Annotated in this window: 16 protein-coding genes; 5 read left to right on the top strand and 11 right to left on the bottom strand. The window is 62.0% G+C overall.

The window, feature by feature from the left end; translation table 11 throughout:
• Window positions 1–192: 192 nt before the first annotated feature.
• Both ACXJKO_RS04265 and ACXJKO_RS04260 read left to right on the top strand, forming a co-directional pair.
• Window positions 193–348: a hypothetical protein gene (locus tag ACXJKO_RS04265; RefSeq protein ID WP_457089837.1), complete on the top strand. Its 156-nt coding sequence runs from the start codon at window positions 193–195 to the stop codon at window positions 346–348.
• A 94-nt stretch (window positions 349–442) separates the two neighbouring features.
• Complete coding sequence (locus tag ACXJKO_RS04260; RefSeq protein ID WP_457089836.1) at window positions 443–796, top strand: hypothetical protein; 354 nt, start codon at window positions 443–445, stop codon at window positions 794–796.
• A gap of 75 nt (window positions 797–871) precedes the next feature.
• On the opposite strand, the gene ilvC is transcribed toward ACXJKO_RS04260, so the two are convergent.
• A complete protein-coding gene (gene ilvC / locus ACXJKO_RS04255; protein WP_457089835.1) occupies window positions 872–1,891 on the bottom strand; it encodes a ketol-acid reductoisomerase in 1,020 nt (339 codons plus the stop codon).
• A gap of 271 nt (window positions 1,892–2,162) precedes the next feature.
• Here ilvC and ACXJKO_RS04250 point away from each other — a divergent pair, with 271 nt between their 5' ends.
• A complete protein-coding gene (locus ACXJKO_RS04250) occupies window positions 2,163–2,708 on the top strand; it encodes a DUF924 family protein (RefSeq protein ID WP_457089834.1) in 546 nt (181 codons plus the stop codon).
• Here ACXJKO_RS04250 and ilvN read toward each other — a convergent pair whose 3' ends face one another.
• The 4 genes from ilvN to ACXJKO_RS04230 are packed head-to-tail and all read right to left on the bottom strand — an operon-like array spanning window position 2,709 to window position 6,189.
• Window positions 2,709–3,251, bottom strand: a complete 543-nt coding sequence (ilvN, locus tag ACXJKO_RS04245) for an acetolactate synthase small subunit (RefSeq protein ID WP_457089833.1) — start codon at window positions 3,249–3,251, stop codon at window positions 2,709–2,711.
• A gap of 27 nt (window positions 3,252–3,278) precedes the next feature.
• The gene (locus tag ACXJKO_RS04240) at window positions 3,279–3,959 is read right to left on the bottom strand and encodes a glutathione S-transferase family protein (RefSeq protein ID WP_457089832.1); all 681 of its coding nucleotides are present in this window, start codon (window positions 3,957–3,959) and stop codon (window positions 3,279–3,281) included.
• Window positions 3,960–3,961: 2 nt separating this feature from the next.
• Window positions 3,962–4,360 carry an endonuclease domain-containing protein gene (locus tag ACXJKO_RS04235; RefSeq protein ID WP_457089831.1) on the bottom strand — a complete coding sequence of 133 codons (399 nt, stop codon included), beginning with the start codon at window positions 4,358–4,360 and terminating at the stop codon, window positions 3,962–3,964.
• 56 nt (window positions 4,361–4,416) lie between these two features.
• On the bottom strand, window positions 4,417–6,189 hold the full coding sequence (locus ACXJKO_RS04230; RefSeq protein WP_457089830.1) for an acetolactate synthase 3 large subunit: 1,773 nt from the start codon (window positions 6,187–6,189) through the stop codon (window positions 4,417–4,419).
• 288 nt (window positions 6,190–6,477) lie between these two features.
• Between ACXJKO_RS04230 and ACXJKO_RS04225 the strand changes: the two genes are divergently transcribed.
• Window positions 6,478–7,305: an RMD1 family protein gene (locus ACXJKO_RS04225; protein ID WP_457089829.1), complete on the top strand. Its 828-nt coding sequence runs from the start codon at window positions 6,478–6,480 to the stop codon at window positions 7,303–7,305.
• Here ACXJKO_RS04225 and miaA read toward each other — a convergent pair.
• The gene (miaA, locus tag ACXJKO_RS04220; RefSeq protein ID WP_457089828.1) at window positions 7,283–8,215 is read right to left on the bottom strand and encodes a tRNA (adenosine(37)-N6)-dimethylallyltransferase MiaA; all 933 of its coding nucleotides are present in this window, start codon (window positions 8,213–8,215) and stop codon (window positions 7,283–7,285) included. The two genes, ACXJKO_RS04225 and miaA, sit on opposite strands and share 23 nt — an antisense overlap.
• A gap of 14 nt (window positions 8,216–8,229) precedes the next feature.
• Here miaA and serB point away from each other — a divergent pair, with 14 nt between their 5' ends.
• The gene (serB, locus tag ACXJKO_RS04215) at window positions 8,230–9,135 is read left to right on the top strand and encodes a phosphoserine phosphatase SerB (RefSeq protein WP_457089827.1); all 906 of its coding nucleotides are present in this window, start codon (window positions 8,230–8,232) and stop codon (window positions 9,133–9,135) included.
• Here the strand turns inward: serB and acs are convergent.
• The 5 genes from acs to hflK all read right to left on the bottom strand — a co-directional run bounded on the left by acs (window position 9,125) and on the right by hflK (window position 15,105).
• The gene (gene acs, locus ACXJKO_RS04210; protein WP_457089826.1) at window positions 9,125–11,071 is read right to left on the bottom strand and encodes an acetate--CoA ligase; all 1,947 of its coding nucleotides are present in this window, start codon (window positions 11,069–11,071) and stop codon (window positions 9,125–9,127) included. The genes serB and acs overlap by 11 nt on opposite strands.
• A 174-nt stretch (window positions 11,072–11,245) precedes the next feature.
• Window positions 11,246–12,757 carry a DegQ family serine endoprotease gene (locus ACXJKO_RS04205; RefSeq protein ID WP_457089825.1) on the bottom strand — a complete coding sequence of 504 codons (1,512 nt, stop codon included), beginning with the start codon at window positions 12,755–12,757 and terminating at the stop codon, window positions 11,246–11,248.
• An 87-nt stretch (window positions 12,758–12,844) separates the two neighbouring features.
• Complete coding sequence (locus ACXJKO_RS04200) at window positions 12,845–13,036, bottom strand: DUF2065 domain-containing protein (RefSeq protein WP_457089824.1); 192 nt, start codon at window positions 13,034–13,036, stop codon at window positions 12,845–12,847.
• Window positions 13,037–13,042: 6 nt separating this feature from the next.
• A complete protein-coding gene (gene hflC, locus ACXJKO_RS04195; protein ID WP_457089823.1) occupies window positions 13,043–13,966 on the bottom strand; it encodes a protease modulator HflC in 924 nt (307 codons plus the stop codon).
• The gene (gene hflK / locus ACXJKO_RS04190; protein WP_457089822.1) at window positions 13,963–15,105 is read right to left on the bottom strand and encodes an FtsH protease activity modulator HflK; all 1,143 of its coding nucleotides are present in this window, start codon (window positions 15,103–15,105) and stop codon (window positions 13,963–13,965) included. Before hflK ends, hflC begins: the two co-directional genes overlap by 4 nt.
• Window positions 15,106–15,179 lie beyond the last annotated feature (74 nt).

Raw genomic sequence — 15,179 nt, 5'->3', positions numbered from 1 at the left:
ACTTCCGCTGATCGCCGGCATCTTCGTAATGCCGCGCATCGTCTTCCAGGCCGCCAACATGGCCTCGGCCTCGGTCTGGGCCTTCGCCCTGCTCGCCCCCGGTGCGGGGCTGGCGCATTACCTGATCTGGTAATTTGATCGGAACCGCTTCCGCGAGGGGTCATTGACTCCCATCAACGAAGGAGATCCCCCATGGGCAAAGGCAAGATGAACGGCGACAATTCCGGTGAAAGCAAGAAGCATCCCGACGATCATGTCCGAGGCTCGGGCGGCACGATGAAGAACCGCGTAAATCCGGGCAAGCAGGACAACAACAAGGCCCAAAATACGAAGGATAATCAGCAATAATCCTACGTCTCGGCCACCCTTCCTCCCCGTTTCCATAGGTGGCAACCAGCATCCGTAATGTTATGGTCAAGATATAACATTACGGATGCGAATTATGCCGCAGAATTCCCGGCGGTCTTACGCCTATTTCGACACGGACGATTCCCTCGACGAGCAGGTCCCAAGGGACCCCACCATGGCCGGCTTGCCCGAAACCTGGCGCCACTATGGCTGGACGGCCGCGGCCATTCTCTTCGCGGGCCTTTGGATCCTCGAAAGCCTGACATCGGGCGCCAGGCTCAATGGTGCGATGGGCCTCAACCATGTCGCCAAGGGGATCTGGGTGTTACTGGTCGTGCTTACGGCTTGCATCGGCCTTTTCCACTTCTGGAATCGCCGCAAGCCCAGGCTGGGCCACTCCCTGTGCTTCCTGATCGCCTTAACTGCCCTGCTGAACTACACATCCTGAAGGCTACTTCGCTAGTCGAACCACAACAAAAAAGGGGCGGAATGATCCGCCCCTTTTAGCTGTCTGCTGTCAGGCTCAGTTCCGGCTCTTGTCGACCAGCGCCTTTTCCTTGATCCACGGCATCATGTCGCGAAGGCGGGCGCCGACATCCTCGATGGGGTGCGCGGCGTTGCGGGCGCGGGTTGCCTTGAAGGAGGTCTGATTGACCTTATTCTCGAGCATCCAGTCGCGGGTGAACTTGCCGGACTGGATGTCTTCCAGAACGCGCTTCATCTCGGCCTTGGTCTCGGGCGTGATGATGCGCGGGCCGGTGACGTACTCGCCGAACTCGGCGGTGTTCGAGATCGAGTAGTTCATGTTGGCGATGCCGCCCTCGTAGATGAGGTCGACGATGAGCTTCACTTCGTGCAGGCACTCGAAATAGGCCATCTCGGGAGCGTAGCCTGCTTCGGTCAGGGTCTCGAAGCCGGCCTTGATGAGCTCGACCAGACCGCCGCAGAGCACGACCTGCTCGCCGAAGAGATCGGTCTCGCACTCTTCCTTGAAGGTGGTCTCGATGATGCCGGCGCGGCCGCCGCCGTTGGCGGAGGCGTAGGACAGCGCGATGTCATGGGCGTTGCCCGTGGCGTCCTGGTGGATCGCGATCAAGGTCGGCACGCCGCCGCCGCGCTGGTACTCGGAGCGCACCGTGTGGCCGGGACCCTTGGGGGCAACCATGAGCACGTCGAGATCCTTGCGGGGCTCGATGAGATTGAAATGCACGTTGAGGCCGTGGGCGAAGAGCAGTGCCGCGCCCTGCTTCATGTTATCATGAAGATCGGTGCGGTAGATGTCGGCCTGCAGCTCGTCCGGGGTCAGCATCATGACCACGTCGGCCCACTTGGCGGCCTCGGCCACTTCCATGACCTTGATGCCGGCCTTCTCGGCCTTGGCTGCGGAGGGCGAGCCCTTGCGCAGGGCCACGACAATGTCCTTCACGCCGGAATCGTTAAGGTTCAGCGTATGGGCATGGCCCTGGCTGCCATAGCCGACGATGGCGACCTTCTTGCCCTTGATCAGATTGATATCGGCGTCGCGATCGTAATATACGCGCATGATGCTCTAGTCCCTTATGTCTGAGGGCTCCCGCCCCGTCTTCGTTGGCGTTGCGGTACAGCTTGGGGCCTTTTCGCAACATTCATTTTGCCTAGCGCCGCTTTTAGCGAACAAAACTGCGCTGACAAGTCGTTGTTTGTAGGAAAAGTACGAACTACGCCGAAATGGCTTTGTTCTCCCCTCCTCCAAACACTCCGAGCCTAGAGAGTGCAAATCGCTCTCCACAGCCCTAGATTGGCTTCAAACAATCCCTTCCCGAGAGACAAGCCGTATGGAACGCCTCGCCACTGCCGATGAAGTCCTTGCCTTCTGGCGGGATGCTGGACCCGAGAAGTGGTTCTCGAAGGATGAAACCTTCGACCAAACCTGCCGGGACCGTTTCCTGCCGACCTACGAGGCCGCCGCGAGGGGCGATCTCAACGAATGGGAACTCACCCCGGAAGGCGCGCTCGCCGTTATTCTTCTTCTCGACCAGCTCCCGCGAAACATGTTCCGGGGACAGCGCGAGACCTACAAGACCGATCCCGTCGCCCTGATGGTCGCGGACCGCGCCATCGAGAGAGGGTTCGACCACAAGGTGGAACCGGAGTTCCGCCGTTTCTTCTACCTGCCCTTCATGCATTCCGAGTCCTTGCGGCATCAGGAACGCTCGGTGACTCTCAACGAAACTCTCAACGAGGATTCCGCCAAGTGGGCGCGCCACCATCATGAGATCGTCGCCCGTTTCGGCCGTTTCCCTCACCGCAATGCCATTCTCAAGAGAGAGACGACGCCGGAGGAGGAAGCTTTCCTCAAAGAGAACGACTTTAGGGGCTGATCACACTCCCTCGGCGCCACGCGCCATGGCAGCGACACCGGTGCGCGAAACCTCGACGAGGCCGACCGCCGTCATCAACTTGATGAAGCGCTCGACCTCATCCGTCGTGCCGGTGAGTTCGTAGACGAACGAGGTGAGCGTCGCATCCAGCGTGCGCGCGCCGAAAGCGGAGGCGAGGCGCATCGCTTCGACGCGATGATCGGCCTTGCCGACCACTTTCACGAGGCACAACTCGCGCTCCACCGCTTCGCCGGTGAGCGTAAGATCCACGACGCGGTGCACGGGCACGAGGCGTTCCAGCTGGCTCTTGATCTGCTGGATGATGCTGTCCGTTCCCGTGGTCACGACGGTAATGCGGGAAATATGCGCCTCATGCTCCGTCTCTGTGACGGTGAGGCTTTCGATGTTGTAGCCGCGACCAGAGAACAGGCCCGCGATGCGGGCGAGCACGCCGGGTTCATTATCGACGATGATGGCAAGGGTGTGCCGGTTGACGGGCTCGACGCGGGTGGCATCGGGGTAATGGGTTTTCATCTGCAGCATGGTGTTGTTCCCGGATGATCCTTGGCCTCAAGGAGCCTTGCGATAGTTTTCGATTGCGTCCTCATCGACCTCGTCGGCAGCGACGATCCAGCTTTCCTCAAGTGCTGCGGCACGCCATTCCCAGAAGGCCGGAAGCGTGAGGATCGTGTCCACGTAGGCTTGCGTGGTTGCATCGAGTTCGATGGAATAGGTATCGAGCCGCGTTACGAGCGGAGCGAACATGGCATCCGCCGCCGAGAAGCGGCCGAACAGGAAGGGACCGCCTGCGCCGAAGCGCTCACGCGCCTGACGCACGATTTCGGAGAAGCGCGCCACGTCGCGCGCGACAGCCTCGCCACGATCCTTGCGCGTATACTTCTTGCCGAGATTCATCGGGCAGGCACTGCGCAATCCTTGAAAGCTCGAATGCATCTCCGCCGCGACCGAACGCGCCATGGCCCGCGCCTTGGGATCCTGCGGCCAGACATTCTTGCTTAAGCCATCGCCCACATATTCCATGATCGCGATGCTTTCCCACACCGTCACGTCGCCGTCGATGAGGATCGGCACCTTGCCGGCGGGCGAGTGTTTCAGCACCTTCTCCCTGGTGTCGGGAAGATCGAGTGGAATCGTGATCTCATCGAAAGCGACACCGAGCTGCTTCAGCAGCAGCCAGGGGCGCAGCGACCAGGACGAGTAGCACTTGTTGGCGATGACGAGGGTTAACATAGCTAGGCGCTTTCCCCCTCTCTCATATGGGAGAGGGGCCAGGGGTGAGGGAATGCAGGTGCAGGAGGCACAACGGCCTCTGCAATCCTGATCAGAACAGAATCCAAATCGTTCATCACATCACCATTCATGACTCGAATGATCGCAAAGCCATGGCTCTCGATCTCTTCCGTTCGGCGAGCATCATATTCTGCGTACCAATCGTGCTGCTTTCCATCGACCTCGACGATCAGTTTCCGTTCCACGCAGAGAAAATCGACAGTATAATTCAGCAGCGGCACTTGGCGTTTGAACTTGAGGCCTTGGAAGCGCCGTCCACGAAGAGCCTGCCACAGCACGTCTTCCGCAGACGTGGACGTCTTGCGAAGGCTGCGTGCGAATTGGCGCGGCTCTTTAATCATGAAGCGGCATTCCCTCACCCCGGCCCCTCWCCCACTCGGGAGAGGGGTTCTCCTTTTTAAACCAGCATCTTGCCCTTCTCGTCGATCACGGAGCCGATATCGGCTCCGGTCTCGCCGAGATAGTCATTGAGCAACATCTCGTTATGCGCCTTGCCCGACGGGATCATCGGGAAGCAGTTCTCGGTCTTGTCGACGAGGCAGTCGAAGATCACCGGACGGTTCACGTTGATCATCTCAAGGATCTTCGCGTCGAGGTCACCGGGATTATCACAGCGGATGCCGACACCACCGTAAGCCTCCGCGAGCTTCACGAAATCGGGCAGCGATTCCGAGTAGCTTTGCGAATAGCGCCCGCCATGCAGAAGCTCCTGCCACTGGCGTACCATGCCCATGTATTCGTTGTTGAGGATGAATACCTTGATCGGCAGTCCGTATTGCAGGGCCGTCGACATTTCCTGCAGCATCATCTGGATCGAGGCTTCGCCGGCGATGTCGATCACCAGCGCGTCGGGATGCGCGAGCTGCGCACCCACGGCGGCCGGCAGGCCGTAGCCCATGGTGCCGTGGCCGCCGGAAGTCATCCAGCGGTTCGGCTCATCGAACCTGTAATACTGGGCCGCCCACATCTGGTGCTGGCCGACTTCGGTCGTGATATAGGTCTCGCGATCCTTGGTGAGTTCGTAGAGGCGCTGGATCGCGTGCTGCGGCTTGATGGTCTCTGTCGAGTTGCGGAATGCGAGGCAGTTGCGCGAACGCCAACCCTCGATCTTGTCCCACCACTCCTTCAGCTCGACCTTGTCCGCCTGCTTCGCGCCCTGACGCCACAGGCGCACCATGTCCTCCAGCACATGCGCGCAATCGCCGACGATCGGAATGTCCACCTTCACGGTCTTGTTGATGGAGGACGGATCGATATCCACGTGGATGCGCTTGGAATACGGCGAGAAGGCATCGAGACGTCCCGTGATGCGGTCGTCGAAACGCGCACCGATATTGATCATCACGTCGCATTCATGCATCGCGAGATTGGCCTCGTAGGTGCCGTGCATGCCCAGCATGCCGAGCCAATGCTTGCCCGAGGCCGGATAAGCACCGAGGCCCATCAGGGTGGAGGTGATCGGGAAGTTCGTGAGCTGCACCAATTCGCGCAGCAGCGCCGCGGCATTGGGGCCGGAATTGACGACGCCGCCGCCCGTGTAGAACACGGGACGCTTGGCATTAGCCATCAGCTCGATGGCGGCGCGGATGTGATCCATGTCGCCTTTCACGGTCGGGCGATACGTCTTGTGCTGGTTGCTGAGCGGGCGCGCGTAAGTTCCGGTCTTGAACTGGATATCCTTTGGAAGATCCACGACCACTGGGCCTGGACGTCCATTCTGCGCCACATAGAAGGCCTCGTGCAGCACGCGCGGCAGGTCCTCGATGGATTTGACCAGATAGTTATGCTTCGTGCAGTGGCGCGTGATGCCGACCGTGTCGCACTCCTGGAACGCGTCCGAGCCGATGAGATGGGTCGGCACCTGACCGGTGATGCAGACCAGCGGGATCGAGTCCATCATGGCATCGGCCAGACCCGTTATCGCGTTCGTCGCACCCGGACCCGAGGTCACCAGCACCACGCCGGGCTTGCCGGAGGAGCGGGCATAGCCTTCCGCCGCGTGAACCGCGCCCTGCTCATGGCGAACGAGGACGTGGCGCACTTTCTCCTGGTGGAAGAGCGCATCGTAGATCGGAAGCACCGCGCCGCCGGGATAACCAAAGATATGCTCGACTCCCTGGTCATGCAGGGCTTGGATCACCATTTCGGCGCCGGTCATCGTCTCGCTCATGGTCTTCGCTCCGTCGGGTCTTTAAGTGCTTTTGTCTGCGTTGTTCTGGTAATTTGGGCAATAAAAAAGGCCCCTGAGGGGGCCTGTGCGCCATCGCCGGACCTGCGGGGATCAATCCCGCTCCGTCGATGGCGTTCGTACTACGAGAATAAGCTTGCGCATTTTGGCGGTTCTCGGTTCAAAAGTTGCGCAGACGCTATATGATCCATTTCATTCGGTCAAGCGGGGTCTAGTTGGCAGAATGCAGCTTAGCTTCTAAGGTGCGCACCCTATTTTAGTCGCATGGCCATGACCGATACGCTCTCCTCGACCGGCACTCCGATGCAAAACCAGCGCTTGACCGCCCGCGCCCTTCTTCTGGGCGACCGCCTCGAACTGGCCGGTCTGGAGCGCAGCGACGTTCTGTCCACCACTCCCCTCGCCTTCCGGGCGGGCCAGGACGGGTTCGTGGCCCTGTTCCGCTATGGCGTGGCGGTTCTGGTCGGCCTGACGCCGCTCGAAGAGGATGAGGTCATCCGAGGCCTGCGCCAGCGCATCAAGGGCGAATTCGCGCGGCACGAGGAAGAGACCGCGATCATCGAGATCTCGCCCGAGAGGGACGATCAGATCCCGCCGGGCGGGCCGATTTACGTGAAAATGCTCTCAACCGAGCGACTGATCGTGATTGCCGACGCCCTCTCGAAAAGCGCGACGCTGGCCCGCGACGAGCGCGAGGCGACCGCTGCCTTCGAGCTAGTGGAACCCTCCGTCCAGCACCTAGCCGAAAGAGGCCGCCGTCCGCGCGACCGGCGCAAGATCCTCAAGCAGGTCGGCCAAGCCCTGCTCGTGCGCCAGCGCATGTCCGGCGGCGTCGCCGTGGAGGAAAAGCCCGACGTGCTGTGGGATCGCCACGATCTCGAGCGCCTCTATGCGCGCCTCGAGGACGAATACGAATTGAAGGAGCGCGCCGCCGCCCTTCACCGCAAGCTCGAGGTGCTGGGCGACACGGCCCAGGCGCTCACCGACATCATCGATACGGAGCGTTCGCTTCGCCTCGAACTGATCATCGTGTTGCTAATCGTGTTCGAGATCTTCATCACTTTCTACCAGATGTTCACGGGCGCCCCAGGGCATTAAGCCCAGCCATCGCAGCCTCGAAACCCCGTTCCGGTTCCACCCATTCCCAATCCGGCAACTGGTGGCGGAACCAAGTGAACTGGCGCTTGGCATAACGGCGCGTGTCGCCCTGCCCCTTGGCAATCGCTTCATCCAGCGAAATCTCGTCCCTCAAATGAGCGAGCAGGCCGGGCACGCCGTGCGCCCGCATGGCAGGCAGCATCGGGTCAAGATGGCGCTCGCCGAGGCTACGCACCTCGTCTAGGGCGCCCTGCTCCATCATGGCAAGAAAGCGATTGTCGATGCGGCGGCGCAGCTCATCGCGCTCGGGAGCGAGGAAGAGTTTGATCAATCGCTTGTCGTTCAAAGGCCCCGGCTGGCGGCTTCCGTGGAAGGAAACCAGGGGCTGCCCGGTCGCGGCGAAGATCTCCAGGGCGCGCTGGATGCGTAGGCGGTCGGAGGGACGAAGCGTCCGGGCGGTTTCCGGGTCGCGCTCCTCCAGCATCCGGTGAAGCTCGGGCGTTTCCAGCCCCTCGCTCTCGCGGCGAACCTGATCACGCACCTCATCCGGTACGGCGGGCATATCGGAGAGCCCTTCGGTCAGCGCCTTGAAATAGAGGCCCGTCCCGCCGACGAAAATTGGCAGCTTGTGCCCCTGGATCTCGTTCAGGAGGGCAACGGCATCGGCCATGTAGCGCCCGACGGAGAAGTTCACGGCGGCGTCCACATGGCCATAGAGCCGATGGGGAGCCTGAGTTTCCTCATCGGGCGTGGGGCGGGCGGTGATGACGCGAAGGTCCCGGTAGACCTGCATGGAATCGGCATTGATCACCACGCCGTTCAAGGCCTGCGCCAGTTTGATGCCCAATGCGGACTTGCCTGAAGCGGTCGGTCCTGCAATGAGAACCGCACCGATCTCAACCTCATTCACAGGCCGGTCTCCCCATGGCGTCCTCCCCCAATCTTCTCGTTGCGACCCTCGTTGCGAACCCGGATATCGGGCTCGACTCGGCAAGGGTGGATCTTGCCGCAACGCTGCTGGGACCAGAGACAAAACGCTCCGTCCTGGCAAGCGGAATCGCAGAGGACCTGATCTTCCCCGATCCGGGCTCCATCAAGGGTGTCTACAACCTGCTTGAAGCGCCCCTGGGAGATCAACAAGTCGATATCGTGGTGCAATCCCTGGCCCATCGGCGCAAGCGCCTGTTCCTGGCGGACATGGATTCCACCATGATCGGGCAGGAATGCATCGACGAGCTCGCCGATTACGTAGGTCTGAAGGCCGATGTGGCGGAGATCACCGAGCGCGCCATGCGCGGCGAGATCGCCTTCGAGCCGGCGCTTCGCGAGCGCGTTGCTCTGTTGAAGAACCTGCCGGTCAATGTGGTGGATGAGATCATCGCTAAGCGCATCACGCTCACCGAGGGCGGCCGGGAGCTGGTGCAGACCATCCGTGCCAATGGCGGCTATGCATGCCTTGTCTCCGGCGGCTTCACACTGTTCACCGGCCCCATTGGCACCATGATCGGCTTCAACGAAAACCGCGCCAACCGCCTGCTCATCGAGGGTGAAAAATTCTCAGGCCTCGTCGAGGAGCCAATTCTCGGCCGCGAAGCGAAGCGCGCTACCTTGATCGAGCTGCGCGAGAAGCTCGGCCTCGCCGCGCACGACACCATGGCCGTGGGCGATGGCGCCAACGATCTCGCCATGCTCGGCGAAGCAGGCCTCGGCGTCGCCTACCGCGCCAAGCCTGCGGTTGCAGCGGCGGCCCATGCCAAGATCGAGCACACCGACCTGTTCACGCTGCTTTACGCCCAGGGGTATCGGGACGACGAGATCGTCAGGTCCTAGCTTCGGCCTGAATGCGCCTGACGATCTCCGCCACCACCGCCGGGTCGGCGACGGTGGATGTGTCGCCGTGGTTCTCGTAGTCGCCGGCGGCGATGCGGGTGAGGATGCGGCGCAGGATTTTTCCTGAGCGGTTCTTCGGCAGTTGCGGCGCCCATTCGATGCGGTCGGGCGTGGCGATGGGGCCGATGCGGGTGCGCACGACCTGGATGAGCGCGCGACGCAGTTCCTCCGTTTCGGCGACGCCTTCCTTCAGTGTCACGAAAGCGAAGATGCCCTGTCCCTTGATCTCGTGCGGAAAGCCTACGACCGCAGCTTCTGCGACGGATGAATGCGAGGCGATTGCCGCCTCGACTTCCACCGTGCCGAGACGGTGACCAGAAACGTTGATGACGTCATCGAGACGGCCCGTGATCCAGTAATAGCCATCCTCGTCGCGGCGTGCGCCGTCGCCGGTGAAGTAGTAGCCGGGGAACGTGCTGAAATAGGTTTTGAGGAAGCGCTCACGATCTCCCAGAATGGTGCGCGCCTGACCGGGCCATGAATCGGCAAAGCACAGATTGCCCTTGCCCTCGCCTTCCACCACCGTGCCGTCGCTTTCGAGCAATGCCGGACGCACGCCGAAGAAGGGCTTCGTTGCGGAGCCGGGCTTGAGATTCACCGCGCCGGGCAGCGGGCACAGAAGCACGGCGCCGGTTTCCGTCTGCCAATAGGTATCGACGATGGGGCAGCGTCCGCCGCCGACGACATCATGATACCAGAGCCAGGCTTCCGGATTGATCGGCTCGCCTACTGAGCCCAGGACGCGCAGGCTCGACAGGTCGTGCTTGCGCACGGGCGCTTCGCCATCGCGCATCAGCGAGCGGATGGCGGTGGGTGCGGTGTAGAAGATGTTGACCTTGTAATGCTCAATGATCTGCCACCAGCGCGACACGTCGGGCCATGTGGGCACGCCTTCGAACAGCACGATGGTCGCGCCGTTCGCGAGCGGGCCGTAGATCAGGTAGGTGTGGGCTGTGACCCAACCCACATCCGCCGTGCAGAAATGGATGTCGCCCGGGCGGTAATCGAACATCGCGCGAAAGCTCGCCGCCGCATGCACAAGATAGCCGCCCGTGGTGTGGAGCATGCCCTTCGGCTTGCCGGTGGAGCCGGAGGTGTAGAGCACGAAGAGCGGATCTTCCGCACCGACCGCGACGGGCTCGCAATCAGCATCAACCTCGGCCAGGGCTTCGTGATACCAGCGATCTCGTCCTTCCGTCATCGGAACGTCGGCGCCGGTGCGACGCACGACGAGCACATGCTCGATAAAGGGCAGGCTCTCGAGCGCGGCATCCGCGTTCTTTTTGAGCGGCACATGCTTGCCAGCGCGCAATCCCTCATCGGCGGTGATGAGAACCCGCGAGCGGCAATCCTCGATGCGTCCGGCAAGCGCTTCCGACGAGAAGCCGCTGAACACCACTGAGTGCACCGCGCCGATGCGCGCGCAGGCGAGCATCGCGGCAATGGATTCATGAATGACCGGCAGATAAACGCTGACGAAGTCGCCCTTCTTCACGCCGAGTTTCTTGAGCGCATTGGCAAGCCTCGACACCTCGGCGTGAAGCTCTTTCCAGGTGATGCGCTTGCGATCTCCGGGAGTATCCCCCTCCCACAGGATCGCCGCATCATTGCCGCGCTCGGCTGCGTGACGGTCGAGACAGTTGTAGGAAGCGTTCAGCTTGCCGTCCGCGAACCACTCGATGGTGACATCGTCGGGCGAGTAACGCGTGTTCTTCACCGTCGTGAACGGCTGCGCCCAGTCCAGGATTGAGGCCTGTTCGCGCCAGAAGCCCTCCGGGTCATCGATGGAATGCCGGTACAGCTGCTCATAGGTCTCGGCATTCACACGAGCTGAGGATTTCAGGGCGTCCGGAACGGGAAAGACAAGCTGCGACATGATGATCCGCGAGAATGCGCGAGGCCTTGGCTCAAGCCCCGCTCAGGCAATGATCATCCCAATGCCGAACAGATACCTTTATGTCAACCAAAACGTTCTTTATTTAGAACGATGCCACGCCAACAAAAAAGGCGGCCCGAAAGCCGCCTCTCCTGATTGGCTGTAGAAAAGCCCTTACTCGATCGTCAGGGCAACGAAGCGCACTTCACCCTGCGGGTTGGAGACCAGCAACAGGGCGGACTTGCGGCCTTGCGACTTTAGGTCCTCGATCCGCTTGGTCACATCGGCGGGGCTTGTCACCGGTTCCTGATTGACCTCGACGATCACCTCACCGGCCTGGATCCGCTTGTCGGAGGCCGTGGAGTTGGGATCGACGCGGGTAATCACCACGCCCTTTAGATCGTCCTTGAGGCTGTAGCGGCGGCGAAGTTCGTCCGTCATTCCGGACATGTTGAGGCCGAGCGCTTGGCGGGTCACGGTGGGAGCTTCCGCCGGAGGTTGCTGCAGGCTGGCCTGCTTCTCGCCATCCTCGAGGCGGCCCAGGGTGACCTGCTTGGTCAAGGACTGGCCTTTACGGACGATCGCGACATCGACAGCCTTGCCGACCGGCGAGGACGCCACGATGCGTGGCAGGTCGCGAGAGTCCTTCACATCCTTGCCGTCGAACTTGACAATCACGTCGCCAACCTCAAGGCCTGCAGGCTTGGCAGGACCCTTATCGTCGATACCGGCGATGAGCGCGCCACGGGCCGTTCCGAGGCTCAGGGCCTCGGCGGTGGCGTCATCCACGTTCTGAATGCGGACGCCGAGCCAGCCGCGACGGGTCTCGCCGAACTCGCGGAGCTGCTCGATGACCGGCACGGCCGTGGAGGCCGGGACGGCGAAGCCGATGCCCACCGAACCGCCCGTGGGCGACAGGATGGCTGTGTTGATGCCGATCACCTCGCCGTTCATGTTGAACAGCGGGCCGCCGGAATTGCCTTTATTGATGGAGGCGTCGGTCTGGATGTAGTTGTCGTAGGGACCGGACTCGATGTTGCGGCCACGGGCCGAGACGATGCCCGCCGTGACGGAGCCGCCGAGGCCGAAGGGGTTGCCGATGGCCATGACCCAGTCACCGGCGCGCAGGGCATCCGAGTCGCCGAACTTCACCGCCTTGAGGGGCTTGTCGGACTTCACCCGCAGAACCGCCAGATCCACCTTGGAATCCTTGCCGACGATCTCGGCTTTGAGGCGGGTGCCGTCGGAGAAGATCACGCTGATGTCATTGGCGTCACCAATCACGTGATTGTTGGTGACTACGATACCGGACGGATCGATGACGAAGCCTGAGCCGAGTGAGTTCGAACTGCGTGGACGGGAGGGCGCATTCTCGCCGTTTCCGCCTTGGCCGCGACGGTTGAAGAACTCCTCGAACAGGTCCTCGAAGGGGGTGCCTGGGGGAAGCTGAGGCAGGGTCCGGTTCCGTGCCTCAACGGTGGTCGATGCCGAAATGTTGACCACGGCGCCGGTTACCTCATCCGCCAGATCGGCGAAGGATTCCGGAGCCGAACGGGCAAAAGCGGGCAGCGGCAGCGCCGTTGCGACAATCGTGATGACCGCAAAACAGGATGCGGCCAGTCGGCGCAAGGGACGCAGAGACGGTGCCGTCCCGGAAAGCGCCAGCGCGTTCGTGGCTTGATTCATCGAAAATCCTCTCTTGGAGAATGGAATATAGATTGTCGCTCTCGTCCGCCATTCAAGCGCCGAATGCGGCGGAAGCGGGGCCTTGCATCAGTTGAGCCAGCGCACGAGCCAGATGATACCCACGCCGATCAGCGCGGAAATGAGGCCCACAACCCGCATGCGATCGCTCGGGCTATGGGCGGCCTCGTACATGGCGCGCCGCATCCCGTCGGGGAAGGCTGCAAACAAAATGCCCTCGACCGCGAGAGCGAGGCCGAGGGCTGCGATCAAATCCAACATCAGGTCTTACTGTGCAGGAGCCGGCCGGGGGGCCGGGGTTGATGGGGCTCCCCCATTGGGCGTGCTTGAGGACCCGTTGAAGTAGCGGAAGAATTCGGAATCCGGGCTGRTAACCAGGCGGGTTCCTGTTCCCTTCAGGCCGGCTTCATAGGCCTGCATGGAGCGGTAGAAGGCGAAGAACTCGGGGTCCTTCCCGAAAGCTTCCGCCAGGATGCGGTTACGATCGGCATCCCCCTGACCGCGCAGCTCTTCGGCCTTGCGATTCGCCTCGGCGCGGATGATCGTCGCTTCGCGCTCGGCGCGGGCGCGGATTGTCTGCGCCTGCTGGTTGCCGTTCGCGCGAAGGTCCGCCGCCTCGCGCTCACGCTCGCTTCGCATGCGCTGGTAGACCGCCTGGCTGTTGGCGTTGGGCAGATCGACGCGGGTCAGGCGGACGTCGATCATTTCAATGCCGAGGCTCTGGGCCTGACGGTTCACGTCTTCTTGAATGCGGTTCATCAGGTCCGAACGCTCGGTGCGGACGATGGCATCGCGCGAGGCGCTGGCGAGCACGTTACGCATGGCCGAGTTCGTGAAGCTCGAGAGCCTCTGGTTGGCCAAGGCAACGTTGCCAACAGCTTGATAGAACCGGAGCGGATCGATGATCCGGTAGCGCGTGAAGGCGTCCACCTCGAGGTTCTGACGGTCAGCGGACAGGAGCGTCTGGACCGGCAGATCGAGATCGAGCACGCGCTTCTCGAAATAGGTGACGTTGTCGACGAGCGGCAGCTTGAATTTCAGGCCGGGCTCGGAGATCGCCGATTGCACCGCGCCGAACCGCAGCACCAGCGCATACTGGGTCTGCTGCACGATGAAGATCGATGCATAGAGAACGATGGCGACGAGCCCCACGAGGATCAGGAGGCCGGTGCGAAGGGTCGTGCCGTTCATCGCGTGGCTCCCTGAGTGTTGGTATTCGCCTGGGGCTGATTGGGCTGGTTGGGCTGGCCGAGCGGCAGGAAAGGCACCACTCCCTGGCCCTTCTGGTCCACGATGATCTTGTCGGTCCCGCCGAACACGCGCTCCATGGTCTCGAGGAAGATACGCTCGCGGCTGATGTCTGGCGCCTTGCGGTATTCCTCGTAAACCTGGCTGAAACGCGCGGCCTGACCGGAGGCATCCGCCACCGACTGCTCACGGTATCCTTCCGCCTGCTGGACGGTACGGGCCGCTTCACCACGGGCTTCGGGCACGACGCGGCTGGCGAAGGCGCCGGCCTCGTTCTGCACGCGCACCGCGTCCTGCTGGGCCGCGTTCACGTCGAAGAAGGCCTGACGGACCTCGGACGGCGGCTGAACCGCCTGGAGCTGGACCACATTGATGAGGATGCCGGCGCCATAGCCATCGAGCGCTTCCTGCATGATCTGGCGCACTTCCTGGGCGATGCTGGCCTGCTCGGTGGTCAGGATGGCCTGAATGTTGCGGCGGCCGACGACCTCGCGCATGGCGCTCTCGGCCACGGACTTGATGGTGCCGTCGGGATTCTGAAGGTTGAAGACGTAATCCTGCGGACGCGCGGGATTGATCTGCCACACCGCATCGAAATCGATATCGACGATGTTCTCGTCGGCGGTGAGCATCAGGCTCTCCTCGATCACGTCGCGGGCCCGGCCCTGGCCGGTCGCCGTGGAACGGTAGCCGACCTCGACGCGCTGCTGCGCCGTGACGTTGGGCTTGAGCACCCGACCGATCGGGTAAGGATAGTTGTAGCGAAGGCCTTCGCCGCTGGTGCTGGCATACCTGCCGAATACCATGTTGATGCCGACCTCGTTGGGCCGCACGGTGTAGAAGCCGGTCAGAAGCCACACGGCGATGACGCCGAGCACGAGAATGATCAGGCCCTTGCCGCCCATGGAGCCGCCGGGGATGAAATCCTTCAGGCGATCCTGGCTGCGGCGCAGGATGTCTTCCAGATCCGGGGGCGTTCCATTGCCCTGTGGGCCGCCCGAGCCCCAAGGACTCTTGCCGCCACCCGATCCGCCGCGTTGCCCCCAGGGGCCACCGCCGCCGCTTTGGTTACTCCAAGGCATAGGACGCCTTTCCTTAACTATGAAAGCCCGGCCAGAAAAGCCGATATGAATTCAAGACGGTTGTGGGTTGCGCC

The sequence above is a fragment of the Microvirga sp. P5_D2 genome (assembly GCF_054049475.1).
The sequence above is the reverse complement of the archived record's forward strand: the minus strand, read 5'-3'. Positions and strand labels throughout refer to the sequence as shown.